Consider the following 15,091-nt stretch of genomic DNA (forward strand, 5'->3'; position numbering starts at 1 on the left):
AATCCTGTAGGAGTCGGCTTGCCGGCGATGAGGCCAGTACAGGCAGCACAAGACAGTTGCTCCCACAGGGATCGCATAGCCTTCAATGGCCTATGCAGCCGCCTGCAACCTGCCCGCCCGGCGGTAAGCCTGCCGGGCAAAGCACACGAACAGCCCGGCCATCAGCGCCAGCGCCATGGGCAAGCCATGGGGCGCTACGTCCATCGCAGCACCACTGACCAGCGGCCCCACCAGGCTTCCCACACCCCACAGCAAGCCAACGCTGGCATTGGCCGTTACCAGGTCCTGGCCCTTGAAGCGCTGCCCGATCAGCACCAGCGCCAAGGTGTAGATGCCCCCCGCCACCGCGCCCAGCACCACCAGCAGCGGCCACAGCAGCCAGGTCATCTGCAACAGCCACGGCAGCGCGATGCCGATGCCCATGGCCACCAGCCCGCACACCAGGTGCAGCCCGGTACGCTCGACACGGTCGGCCAGCCAGCCCAGCGGCAGCTGGAAGACCATGTCGCCGGCAAACACCACGGTCACCATCAGCGCCGCCACACCCACGGCAAAGCCATGGCTGGTGGCGTACACCGGCAGCAACGACAGCACCACCGCATCGAAGAACGAGAAGAACAGCACCGCCACGCACAGCGCCGGGGCGACGCGGAAGAAGCCGGCCAGGCCGAAGCTTTTTTCGCCCTCTTCGTGTTCGACATGGTCGTTGGGCACGGTGAACACAATGCACAGCAAGGCCAGGCCGTAGCAGGCGGTGACCACCCCGGTCAGCCACGGGCTGTCGGCCCCCAGCAGGGCCAGCAGCGCCGGGCCCAGCACCTGGAAGCCAGTGAAGCTGGTGGCGTACAGGGCCATGATCTTGCCGCGGTTATGCTCCGGGCACAGCTCGTTGACCCACGACTCGCCGAGGATGATCGCGATGCCCATGCCGATACCTAAGCCCAGGCGCAGCAGCGCCAGCCACAGCATCGAGTCGAAGGCCCACTCCAGCAGGGCGATGCTCAAGGTGCACAGGCTGAAGCTGAGCAGGTAGATGACGCGGCGGGTCAGGTGCTTGCAGCAGGCATCGACCATGAATGCCGAAAGCATCATGCCCGCTGCGGGTATCGCAGAGATGATGCCGATCTGCAACGTACCAGCCCCGGCCTCGTGCAGGCGCAACGACACCAGCGGCAGGCTCGCCCCCAGGCTGAAGCCAACCACCGAAACGGCGAACAACAGGCCCGCCAGCAAACGCATGTTCATGTACCACTCCTTGCAAACCGGCACGCACAGGCGCAACGCCCGGGCCGGCTGAAAAACCGCTGAAAGATGTTCGAACGCAGGCGCATGCGCACACGCCGGCAAGGCGCGGCACGCAGGGGCGCGGATCAGTTCAGGGCAAGGTGTGGCGAGAAGGTGAAGGCAAACAGGACGCTGCGCCGACGCTTGAGCACCGTGTCGCTCGGCCACGCGCGGCGCGCTGTCGGGGCGACAGGCTGGCGGGAGGCGTTGGGGACATCGGTACGGCGCATCGCTTGAGCTACGCAGGTGAAAGAATGGAGGCGGCACTCTAGGCCAGGGGTGGTGGTTGCGTCAATCGCCGGCAAGCTGGCTCCTACAAGTACGGCGCAGGTTTGAAGGCTATGCGGTCCCTGTGGGAGCGGCTTCAGCCGCGAACACCGGCGCAGCCGGTGCCATCCACCGCGTCGTCTGCTTCGCGGGTAAACCCGCTCCTACAGGTACGCGGCGCTCATGGCGATCTCTGTCAGCGCTTGCCGGTAGACGGCAAGAACACCGCCAACAACCCGAACAACGGCAGGTACGAGCACACCCCGTACACATATTCGATGCCACGCAGGTCGGCCACATAGCCCAAAAGCGCCGCACCGATGCCGCCGAAGCCGAACATCAGGCCAAAGAAAATCCCGGCGATCATCCCCACGTTGCCCGGCACCAGTTCCTGGGCATACACCACGATGGCCGAGAACGCCGAGGCCAGAATGAAGCCGATCACCACACTGAGCACAGTGGTCCAGAACAGGTCGGCGTAAGGCAGCACCAGGGTGAACGGCGCCACGCCAAGAATCGAGAACCAGATCACCGCCTTGCGCCCGATGCGGTCGCCGATCGGGCCGCCGAAGAAGGTGCCGGCCGCCACCGCGCCGAGGAACAGGAACAGGTGCAGCTGGGAGCTGGCCACCGACAGCTGGAACTTCTCGATCAGGTAGAAGGTGAAGTAGCTGGTGAAGCTGGCCATGTAGAAGTACTTGGAGAACACCAGCAGGCCCAACACCACCAGCGCCATAATCACCCGCTGGCGCGAGATGCCGTGGGTGGCCTGCACCGCCTTGCGCGCCTTGGCCTGGTTGAGGTGTTCCTTGTACCAGCGGCGCAGCATCAGGGTGACGGCAAAGAAGAACAGCGCCGCCACGCCGAACCAGGCCACGTGGGTCTGGCCGAACGGGATGACGATGGCCGCAGCCAGCAGCGGGCCGAACGCAGAACCTGCGTTACCGCCCACCTGGAAGGTCGACTGGGCCAGGCCAAAGCGCCCGCCCGAAGCCAGCCGGGCGATGCGCGAGGTCTCGGGGTGGAAGGTCGACGAGCCGATGCCCACCAGTGCCGAGGCCAGCAGAATCATCGGGAAGCTGCCGACAAACGCCAGCATCACGATACCCACCAGGGTGCACAGGGTGCCCATGGGCAGCAGGTTGGGGGTTGGGCGCTTGTCGGTGAAAAAGCCCACCCAAGGCTGCAGCAGCGAGGCGGTCACCTGGAAGGTCAGGGTGATCAGGCCGATCTGGGTGAAGCTCAGGTCGTAGTTGGCCTTGAGCATCGGGTAGATGGCCGGCAGCACCGACTGGATCAGGTCGTTGATCAGGTGCGCCAGGGCGCAGAAGGTGATGATGCGCATCACCAACGGGCTGGCCGTGCTGGTGGCGCTGCTGGTCGAGGTACTGCTGGTGGCCATGGGCTCGGTTTCCGTGCGCAGGTTGGGAACCGATTATCGTGAAACAAATAGATACGAAGCTACCTTTTTATTTACATGTGCCACCATCCATCCGGCACGCACTTGTAAATGGTTCTCAATATATTTAGCATCCTCGCATCTCCTCACCGTAAACGCTGGGCGTAACCGCCCTGCCCTTGCGAGCACCCCACCCCATGAGCCCGATGCCCGCCCTGCAGCAGCCCGACCCCGAGCAAGAAGCGCTGGACTGGTTCTCGCGCCTGCGCCAGCCCGGTTGCGACGAAGCCCTGCGCCAGGCCTTCGGCAACTGGTGCCAGGACCCGCTCAACGCCCGCGCCTACGCCCAGCTGGAGGCCTACTGGCAAAAGCTGCAGGCCCCGGAGCCGGCACGCCCGCGCCCGCGCGAAACCCGCCTGCGCCGAAGCCGCGCGGGCCTGTGGCTGGGGCTGCTGTTTTTGATGGTGCTGGCGGTGCTGGCCTTTGTGTACTGGCCCATGCTGCAACGCCTGAGCTGCGAGCTGCACACCGACAGTGGCGAGCGGCGCAGCGTGCGCCTGGCCGACGGCTCGACCCTGCACCTGGACAGCGCCAGCGCAATGAACGTCGACTTGCGCAGCCGTACCCGCCTGCTGCACCTGGTGCAGGGGCAGGTGTACCTGGAGGTGATGCTCGATGGCCGGGCCATGGAGGTGCAGGTGGACGATGCGCGTATTCAGGTATTCGGCACCCGCCTGCAACTGGCCCGCTACAGCGACCACGACGAGTTGGTGGTACTGGCCGGCAAGGCCGCCGTGCTGCTGGGCGGCGACCAGCGCATGGTCAATGCCGGCGAGCGGGTGACCTTTACCAGCACGCGCATCAATTCAACGGAAAAAACCGACGCCAAGGCCGCCGACGCCTGGCGCCGTGGCCGCCTGCAAGTCAAGGAAAGGCCGCTGGGTGAAGTATTGGAGCGCCTGGCCGGTTACCAGGGCCAGCGGGTGTGGCTGATGGACGAACAAGCCGGCTACCGGCGCGTGAGTGGTGATTTCGACCTGGATCACCCGGCCCAGAGCCTGCAGCAGCTGGCCAGCGAGCAGCACCTGAGCCTGCACGGGGTGCTCGGCCACTGGCTGATAGCCCGCTGAACCGGGTATGCCGGCTAAGTTTTTGAAAGGTTGGAAATTTTTTTTGAAGTGAGTGTTGACAGGTTGGCCTTTCGAGCTAATAATGCGCGCCAAGTTGGCTACATAGCTCAGTTGGTTAGAGCATAGCATTCATAATGCTGGGGTCCGGGGTTCAAGTCCCTGTGTAGCCACCACCTTCAAAAAGGGCTTATCGAAAGATAAGCCCTTTTTATTTGCCTGCAGAAAACCTACCTCACCCCCGCCACTGCCACGGCCAGCCCCAGGCCGATCAACGCCACGCCGATGACCCGGTCCACCAGCACTTGGCGTTCGATCATCAAGCCGCGCAGCCCTTCACTGGAAAAGAACACCGCCACCAGGCTGAACCACGCCCAGTGAGCGAACGACATGAAGCCGCCGTAGGCAAAATTGAGTGCCAGCGAACTGCCCGGCTGCACCACCTGGGTGTAGGCGCTGACCACAAACAGCATGGTCTTGGGGTTGAGGGCGTTGGTCAAAAAGCCGGTGCGCAGCGCCTGGGCCAAGTGCGCATTGCTGCCGGGCGACAGGCCGTCGAGCTGAATGCGCGTGCGATTGGTCAGCGACTTGTAGCCCAGGTAAATCAAATAGCCGGCGCCCAGCAGCTTCATGGCCAGGAACAGTGCCGGGCTCTGGCTGATGACCACGGCGATGCCGAGCACGGTGTACAGCACATGTACCTGCACGCCCAGGGCAATGCCCACGGCGGCGGCCAGGCCAGCCTTGCGGCCCTGGGCGTAGCTGCTGCGAGTGACCATGGCGAAGTCGGCGCCGGGGCTGATGACGGCCAGGATGGTGAACAGGGCGATGGCGAGGAGTTCGGCCATATAGATACTCGATGGGAATTGACTGAGGCGTGAGTATCGGATGGCTGGGTACGGCATAAAATCGATTAATTGCGCTGACGATCTGCTAGTTTTACTCACACATTTTTATTGATGCCGCTGGCCCTGTCGCCGGCAAGCCGGCTCCTACAGCGCGATAGCGCCAGCAACCCCAGCAGAAATCCATGAAACTGCCCCCACTCGCCACCCTGCGCTACTTCGACATGGCCGCACGCACCCAGAGCTTCGTGCAGGCCGCCGAGCTGCTGCACGTTACCCACGGCGCCGTCAGCCGCCAGGTGCGCCTGCTCGAGGAAAGCCTTGGGGTCGAACTGTTCGAGCGGCGCAACCGCGCCGTGCACCTGACCCACGCCGGGCGCAGCCTGCACGACACCACCCGGGCGATCTTCGAGCAACTCGAAGGCGCCGTGCAGCGCCTGCAGCAGCCCGAGGACAAGGTGCTGGTGTTGTCTTGCGAGCCCACCATCGCCATGCGCTGGCTGATCCCGCGGCTACCGCGCTTTCACGCAGCGCACCCTGACCTGCAACTGCACCTGGTGGCCGCCGGCGGCCCGGTGGACTTCACCCGCGGTGGTATCGACCTGGCCCTGCGCCGCGACGACTTCCACTGGAGCCGCCAGTTGCACAGCCAAAAGATCTGCGACGAATGGATCGGCCCGGTCAACGCACCGGGCCACCAAGGCACACGCCTGCTGCACAGTGCCACCCGCGCCGATGCCTGGCCGACCTGGCAACGCCTGACCGGCCAACCGCTGGGCAGCCGCGAGCGCAGCGACTTCGAGCACTTCTACCTGTCGATCCAGGCAGCCAGCGCCGGCCTTGGCCAGGCCATGGCTTCGGCGCTGATGGTGCGCGACGAACTGGACAGCGGCCAGTTGCAGGCACCGTTCGGCTTCATCCGCGACGGCTGCGCCTACCACCTGCTCAGCCCGCAGCCACTCAACGACGGCAGCAAGCGCCAGCGCTTCGCCGAGTGGGTGAGCGGCGAATGCCAGGCTTGCCTGGCTCACTTGAGCCTGGGGCAGAACGACGACCCCGCCCCGCCATCGCCACCCCAGGTGCGGTAGCCGGCGGTATCGATATGGATGCGCCCCGACGGGTAGCGCCCCAGCCCCATGTTCCAGGCCTCGCCGTGCTGCTGCCAGAAGCGGCACAGCGGGTTGGGGTCGGCCCAGGGAGGCAGCAGCAGGTCGACGGCGAAGGCGCGCATATGGGCGCTGCTCGGGGCGCCGCCGGCGCAGGCATTCAGCCGCGGGTCGCGATAGGCCGACACCACCTCGAACTGGCCCAGCGCGCCTTGCTCGCCCAGCGTCTTGAGCAGCGCCAGGGTGGAGCGCACCGCCGGCCAATGGCTGGCCGGCGGCACCGCGAACGGCGAGGCACGGCACAAGCGCCAGTCCGAGGCCGAGCGCAGCAACTGGTGAATCGGCACCACCCCGTACAGCCGCGCCTGCACCAGCATTTCACGAAAGGCGCGGTTCTCGTGGTCACCGGCCCACTGGGCGAACATCCACAGGTCGCGCTGGTCGGCCTGCGCGGGTAGCACAGCGCAAAAAGCCGTGACCAGCAGCCACTTCCGGGCACTTTTCATCCCCCCTCCTCTTCATCCACCATGGGCGCGCGCCCGCCGTCCTGGCGGCCACTGACATGGAGTTAAGCATGCACAAGATTGCATTATCGGGCCTGGCCGCCCTCGCCTTCAGCGGCCTGGCCATGGCTGATGCGCGCATCGACCTGGGCGACGCCCAGCGCGCCACCCGCCTGTTCGCCTTCCCCAACAACTGCCACGTGATCTGCTACCGCGACTGGACCCTGGAGCAGACCGTCGAGCACTACCTGACGCAAAGCGTGCAACGCGACGGCTACGCCAACGCCAAGGTGCAGGTCAGCCGCGAACACGACCGCCTGCATGCCCGTATCAGCGGCGTGCCCGAAGGCTACACCGAGCCGCTGCGCAAGCTGCTCGACAGCGGCGAGCTGGCCTATGAAGGCGCCAGCAAGCTGAACAAGGACGGCAAATGGTCCTATGACTGGTACCTGTTCCTGCCGCTGGGCATGGCCCTCGAGCAGCGCCGCAGCATCGAGCTGCTGCACTTCCCGCCGGACTATTCGCTGACCCGCTACCAGGATTACCTCGAGTCCAGCACCACCGACCGCTGGGCCGAACTGCTGACGTTCAACGGCATCGAGGCGGCCAGCACCCCGGCCTACCAGACCATCATCGACATCGCCCCCATAGCCGCACCAGCCAGCGCCGGCAGCACGCTGGAGGGCACCTACAGCTACTTCCATGACTACCAGGTGCGCATGGTCAAGGAGATGGCCCTGACCCAGGGCGGCAAAGCAGCCTTGCCGATGGTCGCCTTCGGCGCCCCGGTGCGCAGCTGGGTACAGCAACAATACGGGCCCAAGGTGGATGTGCTCGGGCTGGTCGACATCAGCCCCGAGCCGGGCGCGGCAAAGGTGCCGGTACTGGGCGCCAACCACCCGAGCGCCATCTGGTACGCCGCCGACCCGAAAAGCTACAACGGTGACCAGGACAAGGCCGATGCCGCCGGCCTGAAGATGATGGGCCAGGATCTGTCTGCCGCCTGCTGGCAGGCGGGTATGGGGCGCAACCCGCAGGCTGATGCCAAGCTGACCCTGCAGGCCTGTACCGGCAAGTGGCAGGTGACCCAGAAGAAGCAGACCTGCGAGCTGTTTTACCGCACCATCCGCGAGATGACCCCGGAGCAGGCGGCGGCCAAGTGTAATACCGGGGCGGCGACGCGCAACCTGCGCGATTTGCGCAAGCCGCTTGAGGTGCAGCAGCCGGAAATCTGAGATTCCGTCACTGGTTTGCGCCCTCCCCCATTGTGGGAAGCGGCCTTGCCGGGGCGCCGTCCGGTCGAGATGGGCTGCGTAGCAGCCCCAGAATCTCGGCATCATGAAAAATCGCCGGGGCTGCTACGCAGCCCTTTCGCGGCACAAGGCCGCTCCTACAGGTCCGCGCTGATCGACAAACTGCGGTACACCGTAGGATTTTTCCCAACCTGAAACCAAATGCTTCAAAACGGCATGCCTTGGGAAATACCCTACGTGCGTTACAGCCGCTTCTGCGTTGTTGTGCACAGGTATGAGGGCTAACTTTCTCGGGTCGCCAAAAACGGCGATGGGGGTGTGAGAGCCCGCCTGCAACAGAAGCGCTGCTCAATGGCTGCCGCGCGCGGGAGGCTTATGCCTGCCGGAATTGTCTGTTCGCCGGTCTCTCACCCCGCGTGCGGTTGCCACCCTTCATTCTGTGAGAGGGATCAAGGAAAGGTGGCCTTTCTCAACGGAACAGGAGATGCATCATGAAAAAGCTCGTACCCGACCCACCACCCAGCAAATCCACCCGCAGTTTCTTCACCATCAACGACGACCTGGCAGGCACCGACGCCCTGGTGCACGCCATCCAGCTGATGCGCGGCATCGAAGACACCATTGATGAATACTGCTGCGCCATGGCTGGCGAACCGGGGCTTGGCATGCTGGTCAATGCAGCGCACAACGCCCAGATGAGCCGGGCGCTGGCCGAACATGCGCTGAAGCACAAGCAGGGTTGATCAGGGCCCTATCTATTACGCCTGCAACGGCACAACCGGCGCGGTCTCTGTAGGAGCGGCCTTGTGCCGCGAAAGGGGCGCGTAGCGGCCCCGAGATATCGGTACCACACAAAATCGCCGGGGCTGCTTTGCAGCCCATCGCGACACAAGGCCGCTCCTACAGAGAACGCGTCAAGGCCACCAGAGGCTGCTCAATCCTCAAGCAGCGTACAGGCCATCACCAACGCATCTTCCCGCCCACCGGCCAGCGGGTAGTAATCCCGGCGCCGGCCGATCTCGTTGAAACCATACCGCTCGTACAGGCGGTACGCCGACTGGTTGCTGGCGCGCACCTCCAAAAAGCACTCGCGGCCATTGAGCTGGTAGGCCCGCGCCATCAGGTGCTCGAGCAACCGCAGGCCCAGCCCGCGGCCCTGGTTTTCCGGCTTGACGGTGATGTTGAGCAGGTGCGCCTCGTCGATGATCACGTTGATCACCCCGTGGCCAACCTGCTGCTGGCCATCGAACATCAACCACACTTCGTAGGACTTCAGCGCATCGGTGAAGATGCCGCGGGTCCAGGGGTGGCTGAACGCGGCGTATTCGATTTTTAGCAGGGCATCCAGGTCCGCCTCGGTGGCCGGGCGGAAACTGATCGGGTCACTCATTCAACAGGCTTCCAGCGCGCCATCAGCTGGCGCATGGCTTTCCAGACATCCGCCTTGCGCTGCGGCTCGTCCATCAACAGTTCAAGGCCAGGCAAAGCCCAGGCATCGCCCAGCAGGTCGACCTTGAGCGGCTGGTAATACGCCTGGGCGTCGGCTTGGCCGGCATAGCGCACGGCGGGCAGGCCGACCAGCCACAGGCAGGTGCAGGGGGCCTCTTCAAGGCGCGCGGCGATAAAGCCCTGGACGAAGTCGCGCGCCGCCTCCGGCCCCTGGTCCATGTTGCCGCGCACCAGCAACGGCCAGCGCACCGGCTCGCCGATGATCTGCGGGGCGTCCGGCAGGCCGGCGGCGCGCAGCATGTCCTTGAGCAGCAGGTACGAAGGGTCGCGGCTCTGGAAGGGCTGGCCGGTGGCCAGTTCTACCAGCAATAGGCAGCTGCCGGCGCGCAGCAGTTGCAGGGCGAAGCGCGGTGGCGGCACTGGCACAGGGCGCGGTGCCGGGGCTTCTTCTTCGGTTTGCACCGGTTTTGCGACGGGCTTGGGCGCGCTGCCCGGGCGCGGAATCTCGATTTTCGGCCGCTCGCTGCGCGCCTGGGGCGCTGGCGGCGCTTCACCGGGCGCAGGCGCCGGGGCTGCCGGGCGCACCTCGAAATCCACTTCGTCGACCGGTGCCACCGGCAACAGCAGTTCGGGCCGCGACGGTGCGGCGAACGGCAGTTCGGCGCGCGGCAGCCAGTGCACCACTTGCATGGCGGACAGGTAGGCGCGGCGGCGGGACTCGATCAGCAAGGGGCGGGTTTCCGGTGGGCGAAATCAGGCGGGCATTCTAACGCCGTTGGCTGCAACGCGGTGACGGAAATTTATCGCCAGTGACGGCCTCATCGCGGGCAAGCCGTTCCCACAGGTACAGCACCCGCTGCACAGGCCGCGATCAGCCTGCAGGAGCGGGCTTGCCCGCGATGAGGCCGGCACAGACAACGTAAAACCCGGACCAAGGGGTGAAATCCTCCCCCCCGTATGCAGTACAATCGCCCCCTTTTATTTGGCAACGAGTCGACCCGCCAATGATCGAACCCAAGCGCGTCCTGCGCGCCCTAGCCGAACACTGGGCCTTGATCGAGCCGCTGTGCGAGCGTTTCGACCAGGGCACCCTGAGCCTGGTCGAGCTGCGTCAGCAGTTGGCCCGCCAGCAAGTGGAAAGCACCCCGCAGGACATCACCCAGCTGCTCGACGTGTGGATCCGCCTGGACATCCTGGTCCCGGTAGCGAAAAGCCCGAACCGTTTCGAGCTCAATGCGCAGATCCACGACTTCCTCGCCTACCTGCGCCGTGAGCACCGCCTGGGCCTGTGCCTGGAGATCGAAGCCTACCTGCGCCACCTGGAGCGCCTGGCCGGACATATCCAGGATGCCTTCGACAACCGCGACAGCGACGACCTGGCGCGCCAGCTGCGCCTGCTCGACATGCGCGTGCGCGATGTACTGAAAAAACTCGACAACGACGAGCAGGCGCTGATCGCCGTGGCCGAACGGGCCAAGACCAGCAACCGGCAGATCCCGCTGCGCCAGCGTTACGCCGAAGTACTGGCCACCTGGGACGAGTACGTGGAGCCGATGATCCAGCTGGTCAACGCCGACGGCGCCTTCGAACAGGGCGTGCGCAAGGTCGAGACCGTGCTGCTGCGCCTGCTGGGCGAGCAGGCGCGCCTGGGCCACCTGGTCGACGACGACATGCTGCTGCGCACCCACGCGCGCATTCTCGAAATGCAGACCAGCGCCCAGCTGACCCTGCGCCACGCCCGCGAACTGCTGCTGCCATTGCGCGAAGAAGCGCGCCGGCACAACGCCGTAACCCGCGGCGCCGCACTGGCCCTGTCGGTGATCCGCAAAAAGGGCATCGACGCCGTGCCGCAAGCGGCCATGCCGATGTTCACCCGCCCGCAAAGCACCTTCCTCGGCAGCGCCAGCCAGGTCGAGGCCTACGTTTATGCCCTGGCCCGTTTCGAGCCCAAGCCTGCGCGCTTTCCCAAGGCGCACAAGACGCAAAAGGGCCCGCTGCCCCGCGCGCCGCGCACGGTCAAGGAGATGCTCGAGCGCTGCGAGGACGCCCTGCCGCTGCCAGACCTGATGGTCTGGCTGCTGGAGCAGGAGCCCGAAGGCGCCACCGACGAGCTGTTGTACTGGTTCTCGCGCCTGTCCCGCGAAAAGCGCTTCAGCCGCCAGCGCCTCGAGCGCCAGGAATACTTCACCCGCGAACACCTGGTCAGCCTGCGCTCCTACGCCCTGACCTCCAGCCGTGAACACGCACCGGCTGCCACCGAATCCACCGCGAGCCCAGCCAATGCATCTTGATCTTTCCGAACTGTCCCAGCTCGCGCCGATCTTCCGCGAGCTGTTCAAGGGCTTCCACGTCAGCCGCCGCGACCCCGAGCTGTACGCCCAGCTGTCGAACTTCCAGGACCAGTACCGCACCCTGTTCAAGGCCCTCGGTTTCGAGCTGGTCTGCGACACCCGCGGCTTCTACTACTTCGTCCCCGAGCAGGCCGCCGCGCAGGTCAACAAGACCGCCCAGCGCCTGTCGCTGTTCACCTTCATCCTGGTCGAGCACCTGGCCGACCAGGGCCGTGACCCGATGGCCGTGCTCGACGGCGGCAGCATCGGCCGTGACGAGCTGCCGTCGCTTCTGGAGAAGTACCGCGACCTGTTCCTGCAGGCCGAAGTGCAAACCGTCGAGGAGCTCGAAGAGAAGATCCTGCGGCGCATGACCCAGCTGGGCTTTGCCCATGAAGAGGGCGGCATCTACCGCTTCCTGCCGCCGATGCACCGCTTCCTCGACGTGTGCCTGTCGGTGCAGCAGGACCGCGACCTGGCCGCCACCCTGCACAGCGACCTGCCGCTGCCGGTACCGGTGCTGGTGGTGGAAGAAACCCCCGAAGAACTCAACCGCACCGACGACCCGCTCGACCTCACCGCCTTCGATGGTGAAGAGAGCGAAGAAGACGCGCTGGCCCGGGCCATTCGCGAAGAGCAACAGGAGATTGACGCATGAGCCAGGAACGCTACGGCATCCGCCGCTTCGCACTGCTCAACACCGCCGGCTACAGCCTGGGCCTGTTCCCCCTGGAACACCCGCTGTCGGTCTACGGCGCGAACAACCTGGGTAAATCGGCGTCGATCAACGCGCTGCAGTTCCCGATCCTGGCGCGCATGTCGGACATGAGCTTCGGCAAGTACAGCCTGGAGCAGTCGCGGCGCTTCTACTTCGCCAGCGACACCAGCTACATCCTCTGCGAGCTGAACCTGCCCCACGGCCCCCACGTGATCGGCGTGGTCGGCCGCGGCCCGGGTGGCGGCTTCGGCCACCAGTTCTTCGCCTACCAGGGCGAACTGGACCTGGCCCACTACCAGAAAGACGACACCTGCCTGCGCCAGAAAGAGCTGTTCACCAACCTTGAGCGCAACGGCCTGAAAGCCTACGAGCTCAAGCCGGACGAACTGCGCCGGCTGCTGGTCGGCGGCCACACCTCGGTGCCGCTGGACCTGACCCTGATCCCGCTGCGCTCCACCAGCGAGCAGAGCCTGAAGACCTTCCGCGCGCTGTTCATCAACCTGCTGCACATGCGCGAAATCACTGCCGCCAAGCTCAAGCAGCTGTTCCTCGACGCCTTCGAGCACAGCCTGCGCTCGGGCAGCGTCGACTACATCGCCGCCTGCGAAGAAGCGTTCCGCGACGTACGCCGCATGGAGGGCGACTACAACGCCCTGGTGGCCGCCGGCCCACTGGTCGAGGCCCTGGCCGGCGGCGTGGCCCAGCGCGACATCCTGCGCGGCAAGCTGCACCGCATCTCGCCGGTGCTCGACAACCTGCTGGGCACCTGGCAGGAATACGGCATGGCGCGCAAGGAAGAGCTGACCATCCAGGCCGAGCACTACCGCAGCGAGCAGGACCGCCTGCAGAACGACCAGCGCGGCGGCACCCAGGAGCTGATGCGCCTGGAACGCGAAATCACCGGCGTGCAGCGCTGGCTCGGCGAGCTGGCCGTGCTCAAGCATCGCTTCGCCCTGGTGGATGACGTCAAGGTGCTGGAACAGCAACTGCTGGCCGCCAAGGACGCCCACGACGAACTGGCCGGCGCCCTGGCGCAGTCACGCCAGTTCTCGGCCGAAGACCTCGACGAGCGCGTGCGTGACCTCGAAAAACGGCTCAAGGCAGTCAAGCTGCAGCTCGACCACGCCGACAACAACAGCTACGCCCGCCTGCGCGAAGAGTTCTCGCAACAGGACGTCGACCGCCTGATGCGCCTGTTCAATGGCGCGCTGTTCAGCCTGCCGCTGGGCGACCGCGGCATCGAGCTGGACGACAGCGACCTGTGGGTGAAGACCCTGGAAGGCGTGCTCGACCAGTTCAAGGGCGAGCGCTTCGAAGTGCCGGGGCTGTCCATCGACATCTCGCACATCGACCCGCCGGCGCTGCAGGCCCTGGCCGACCGCGCCGCCCTGCGCGACCAGAAGGAACGCCTGGAAAAAGAGCTCAAGCAGCTCAAGACCCAGCAGTCGGTAGCCCTTGACCGCGCCGCCAGCAAGGCCCAGACCGAAGCCCTGTACCAGCAGGTGCTGGATGCGCAAAAAGCCCTGGAAGACTACCGCCGCGCCGAGACCTTGAGCGCCGAGGAGCCGGAAAAACTCGAGCAACTGGCCCAGTTCGAAGCGGCCCAGGACGAGCTCAAGCGCTCCAGCGACGCCTTCACCGAACGCGTCCAGCAGCTGTCGGCCAAGCTGCAACTGGTGGGCCGGCAGATCGCCGACCTGGAAGCCAAGCAGCGCACCCTCGACGACGCCCTGCGCCGTCGCCAGCTGCTGCCGGCCGACCTGCCGTTCGGCACGCCGTTCATGGAAGCCGTCGATGATTCGATGGACAACCTGCTGCCGCTGCTCAACGACTACCAGGACAGCTGGCAGGCGCTGCAGCGCGTGGACAACCAGATCGAGGCGCTGTACGCCCAGGTGCGCCTCAAGGGCGTGGCCAAGTTCGACAGCGAAGACGACATGGAACGCCGCCTGCAGTTGCTGATCAACGCCTACTCGCACCGCACTGAAGAAGCCCTGACCCTGGCCAAGGCGCGCCGTGCGGCGGTTACCGACATCGCCCGGACCCTGCGCAACATCCGCAGCGACTACGACAGTCTCGAGCACCAACTGGCGCTGTTCAACCGCGAGATCAACAAACGCCAGGTGTCGAACCTGGAGAGCTTCCGCGTGGTGCTGGCACCGAACAAGGAAGCGCTCAAGCACATCGACCAGATCATCCACAGCGCCGGCCAGTACGAAGAAGGCGAGACGCTGTCGGTGTTCGACCTGACGCAAAGCGCCGAGCAGGACAACAAGAACGAAGAGGCCAAGGAGTACCTGGCGCGGCTGGTGGCGGCCAACCACAACCAGCTGGGCCTCAAAGACCTGTTCGAGCTGGCGTTCGAGATCACCAAGGTCAATGGCCAGCCGATCATTCACGCCGACATCGACGGCGCGGCGTCCAACGGCACCACCATGACCATCAAGGCGCTGACCAACATGTACCTGTTGCTGCACCTGATGGACCGTGACCTGGCCGGGCGCATTCGCCTGCCCTACTACCTGGACGAGGCGGCCGACATCGACGAACGCAACCAGGCGGCGTTGCTGGAGACCAGCCAGCAGCTGGGCTTCGTGCCGATTCTGGCGAGTGTGAAGCCGCAGGTGTCGGCGCATGTGGCCATCGACCTGGAAGGTGGCAGCGGGCCGAACGGCATCTACATCGACGAGGCGGACTGGAAGTACATCAGCCGGCGAGATGTGGAGCGGGCGATCGTGCGTGAGGATGCGGCCGAAGAACTGGCCTGAGGCAGCCGGGGCCGCGTTGCGGCCCAATCGCGGGCAAGCCCG

Annotated in this window: 13 protein-coding genes and 1 tRNA gene; 8 read left to right on the plus strand and 6 right to left on the minus strand. The window is 65.4% G+C overall.

Translation table 11 applies throughout. The annotated features are described in order from the left end of the window. Positions 1–90: 90 nt before the first annotated feature. A complete protein-coding gene (locus KSS93_RS25660; RefSeq protein ID WP_217886532.1) occupies positions 91–1,245 on the minus strand; it encodes an MFS transporter in 1,155 nt (384 codons plus the stop codon). Positions 1,246–1,747: 502 nt separating this feature from the next. Continuing rightward, the gene (locus KSS93_RS25665) at positions 1,748–2,953 is read right to left on the minus strand and encodes an MFS transporter (protein ID WP_217886533.1); all 1,206 of its coding nucleotides are present in this window, start codon (positions 2,951–2,953) and stop codon (positions 1,748–1,750) included. 194 nt (positions 2,954–3,147) lie between these two features. Between KSS93_RS25665 and KSS93_RS25670 the strand changes: the two genes are divergently transcribed. Further along, positions 3,148–4,080 carry a FecR family protein gene (locus KSS93_RS25670; protein WP_225917259.1) on the plus strand — a complete coding sequence of 311 codons (933 nt, stop codon included), beginning with the start codon at positions 3,148–3,150 and terminating at the stop codon, positions 4,078–4,080. Between the two features lie 96 nt (positions 4,081–4,176). Continuing rightward, positions 4,177–4,253 (plus strand) — tRNA-Met (locus tag KSS93_RS25675). A gap of 54 nt (positions 4,254–4,307) precedes the next feature. Here the strand turns inward: KSS93_RS25675 and KSS93_RS25680 are convergent. Then, positions 4,308–4,925, minus strand: coding sequence for a LysE family translocator (locus KSS93_RS25680; protein ID WP_217886534.1), 618 nt, complete (start codon positions 4,923–4,925; stop codon positions 4,308–4,310). A 182-nt stretch (positions 4,926–5,107) separates the two neighbouring features. On the opposite strand from KSS93_RS25680, the gene KSS93_RS25685 reads away from it, so the two are divergent. Continuing rightward, positions 5,108–6,010: a LysR substrate-binding domain-containing protein gene (locus tag KSS93_RS25685; protein WP_217886535.1), complete on the plus strand. Its 903-nt coding sequence runs from the start codon at positions 5,108–5,110 to the stop codon at positions 6,008–6,010. On the opposite strand, the gene KSS93_RS25690 is transcribed toward KSS93_RS25685, so the two are convergent. After that, positions 5,950–6,534, minus strand: coding sequence for a D-Ala-D-Ala carboxypeptidase family metallohydrolase (locus KSS93_RS25690; protein ID WP_217886536.1), 585 nt, complete (start codon positions 6,532–6,534; stop codon positions 5,950–5,952). The two genes, KSS93_RS25685 and KSS93_RS25690, sit on opposite strands and share 61 nt — an antisense overlap. A gap of 68 nt (positions 6,535–6,602) precedes the next feature. Here KSS93_RS25690 and KSS93_RS25695 point away from each other — a divergent pair, with 68 nt between their 5' ends. Further along, positions 6,603–7,766 (plus strand): hypothetical protein, encoded by a 1,164-nt coding sequence (locus tag KSS93_RS25695; protein ID WP_217886537.1) that lies wholly within the window; start codon positions 6,603–6,605, stop codon positions 7,764–7,766. A 509-nt stretch (positions 7,767–8,275) separates the two neighbouring features. Further along, on the plus strand, positions 8,276–8,527 hold the full coding sequence (locus KSS93_RS25700; protein ID WP_217840378.1) for a hypothetical protein: 252 nt from the start codon (positions 8,276–8,278) through the stop codon (positions 8,525–8,527). A 191-nt stretch (positions 8,528–8,718) separates the two neighbouring features. On the opposite strand, the gene rimI is transcribed toward KSS93_RS25700, so the two are convergent. Further along, complete coding sequence (rimI, locus tag KSS93_RS25705; protein WP_217886538.1) at positions 8,719–9,174, minus strand: ribosomal protein S18-alanine N-acetyltransferase; 456 nt, start codon at positions 9,172–9,174, stop codon at positions 8,719–8,721. Then, entirely contained in the window at positions 9,171–9,962 is a 792-nt protein-coding gene (locus tag KSS93_RS25710) for an energy transducer TonB (RefSeq protein WP_217886539.1), read from the minus strand. The genes rimI and KSS93_RS25710 overlap by 4 nt, the downstream gene beginning before the upstream one ends. A 275-nt stretch (positions 9,963–10,237) precedes the next feature. Between KSS93_RS25710 and mksB the strand changes: the two genes are divergently transcribed. The 3 genes from mksB to mksF are packed head-to-tail and all read left to right on the plus strand — an operon-like array spanning position 10,238 to position 15,049. Then, positions 10,238–11,524 (plus strand): Mks condensin complex protein MksB, encoded by a 1,287-nt coding sequence (gene mksB / locus KSS93_RS25715; protein WP_217886540.1) that lies wholly within the window; start codon positions 10,238–10,240, stop codon positions 11,522–11,524. Further along, entirely contained in the window at positions 11,514–12,221 is a 708-nt protein-coding gene (gene mksE / locus KSS93_RS25720; protein ID WP_217840381.1) for an Mks condensin complex protein MksE, read from the plus strand. The genes mksB and mksE overlap by 11 nt, the downstream gene beginning before the upstream one ends. Then, positions 12,218–15,049, plus strand: a complete 2,832-nt coding sequence (mksF, locus tag KSS93_RS25725) for an Mks condensin complex protein MksF (RefSeq protein ID WP_217886541.1) — start codon at positions 12,218–12,220, stop codon at positions 15,047–15,049. Before mksE ends, mksF begins: the two co-directional genes overlap by 4 nt. Positions 15,050–15,091: the final 42 nt, after the last annotated feature.

Origin of the sequence: Pseudomonas xanthosomatis, from assembly GCF_019139835.1 — a bacterium.
In the GTDB taxonomy this organism is placed as follows: domain Bacteria; phylum Pseudomonadota; class Gammaproteobacteria; order Pseudomonadales; family Pseudomonadaceae; genus Aquipseudomonas; species Aquipseudomonas fakonensis.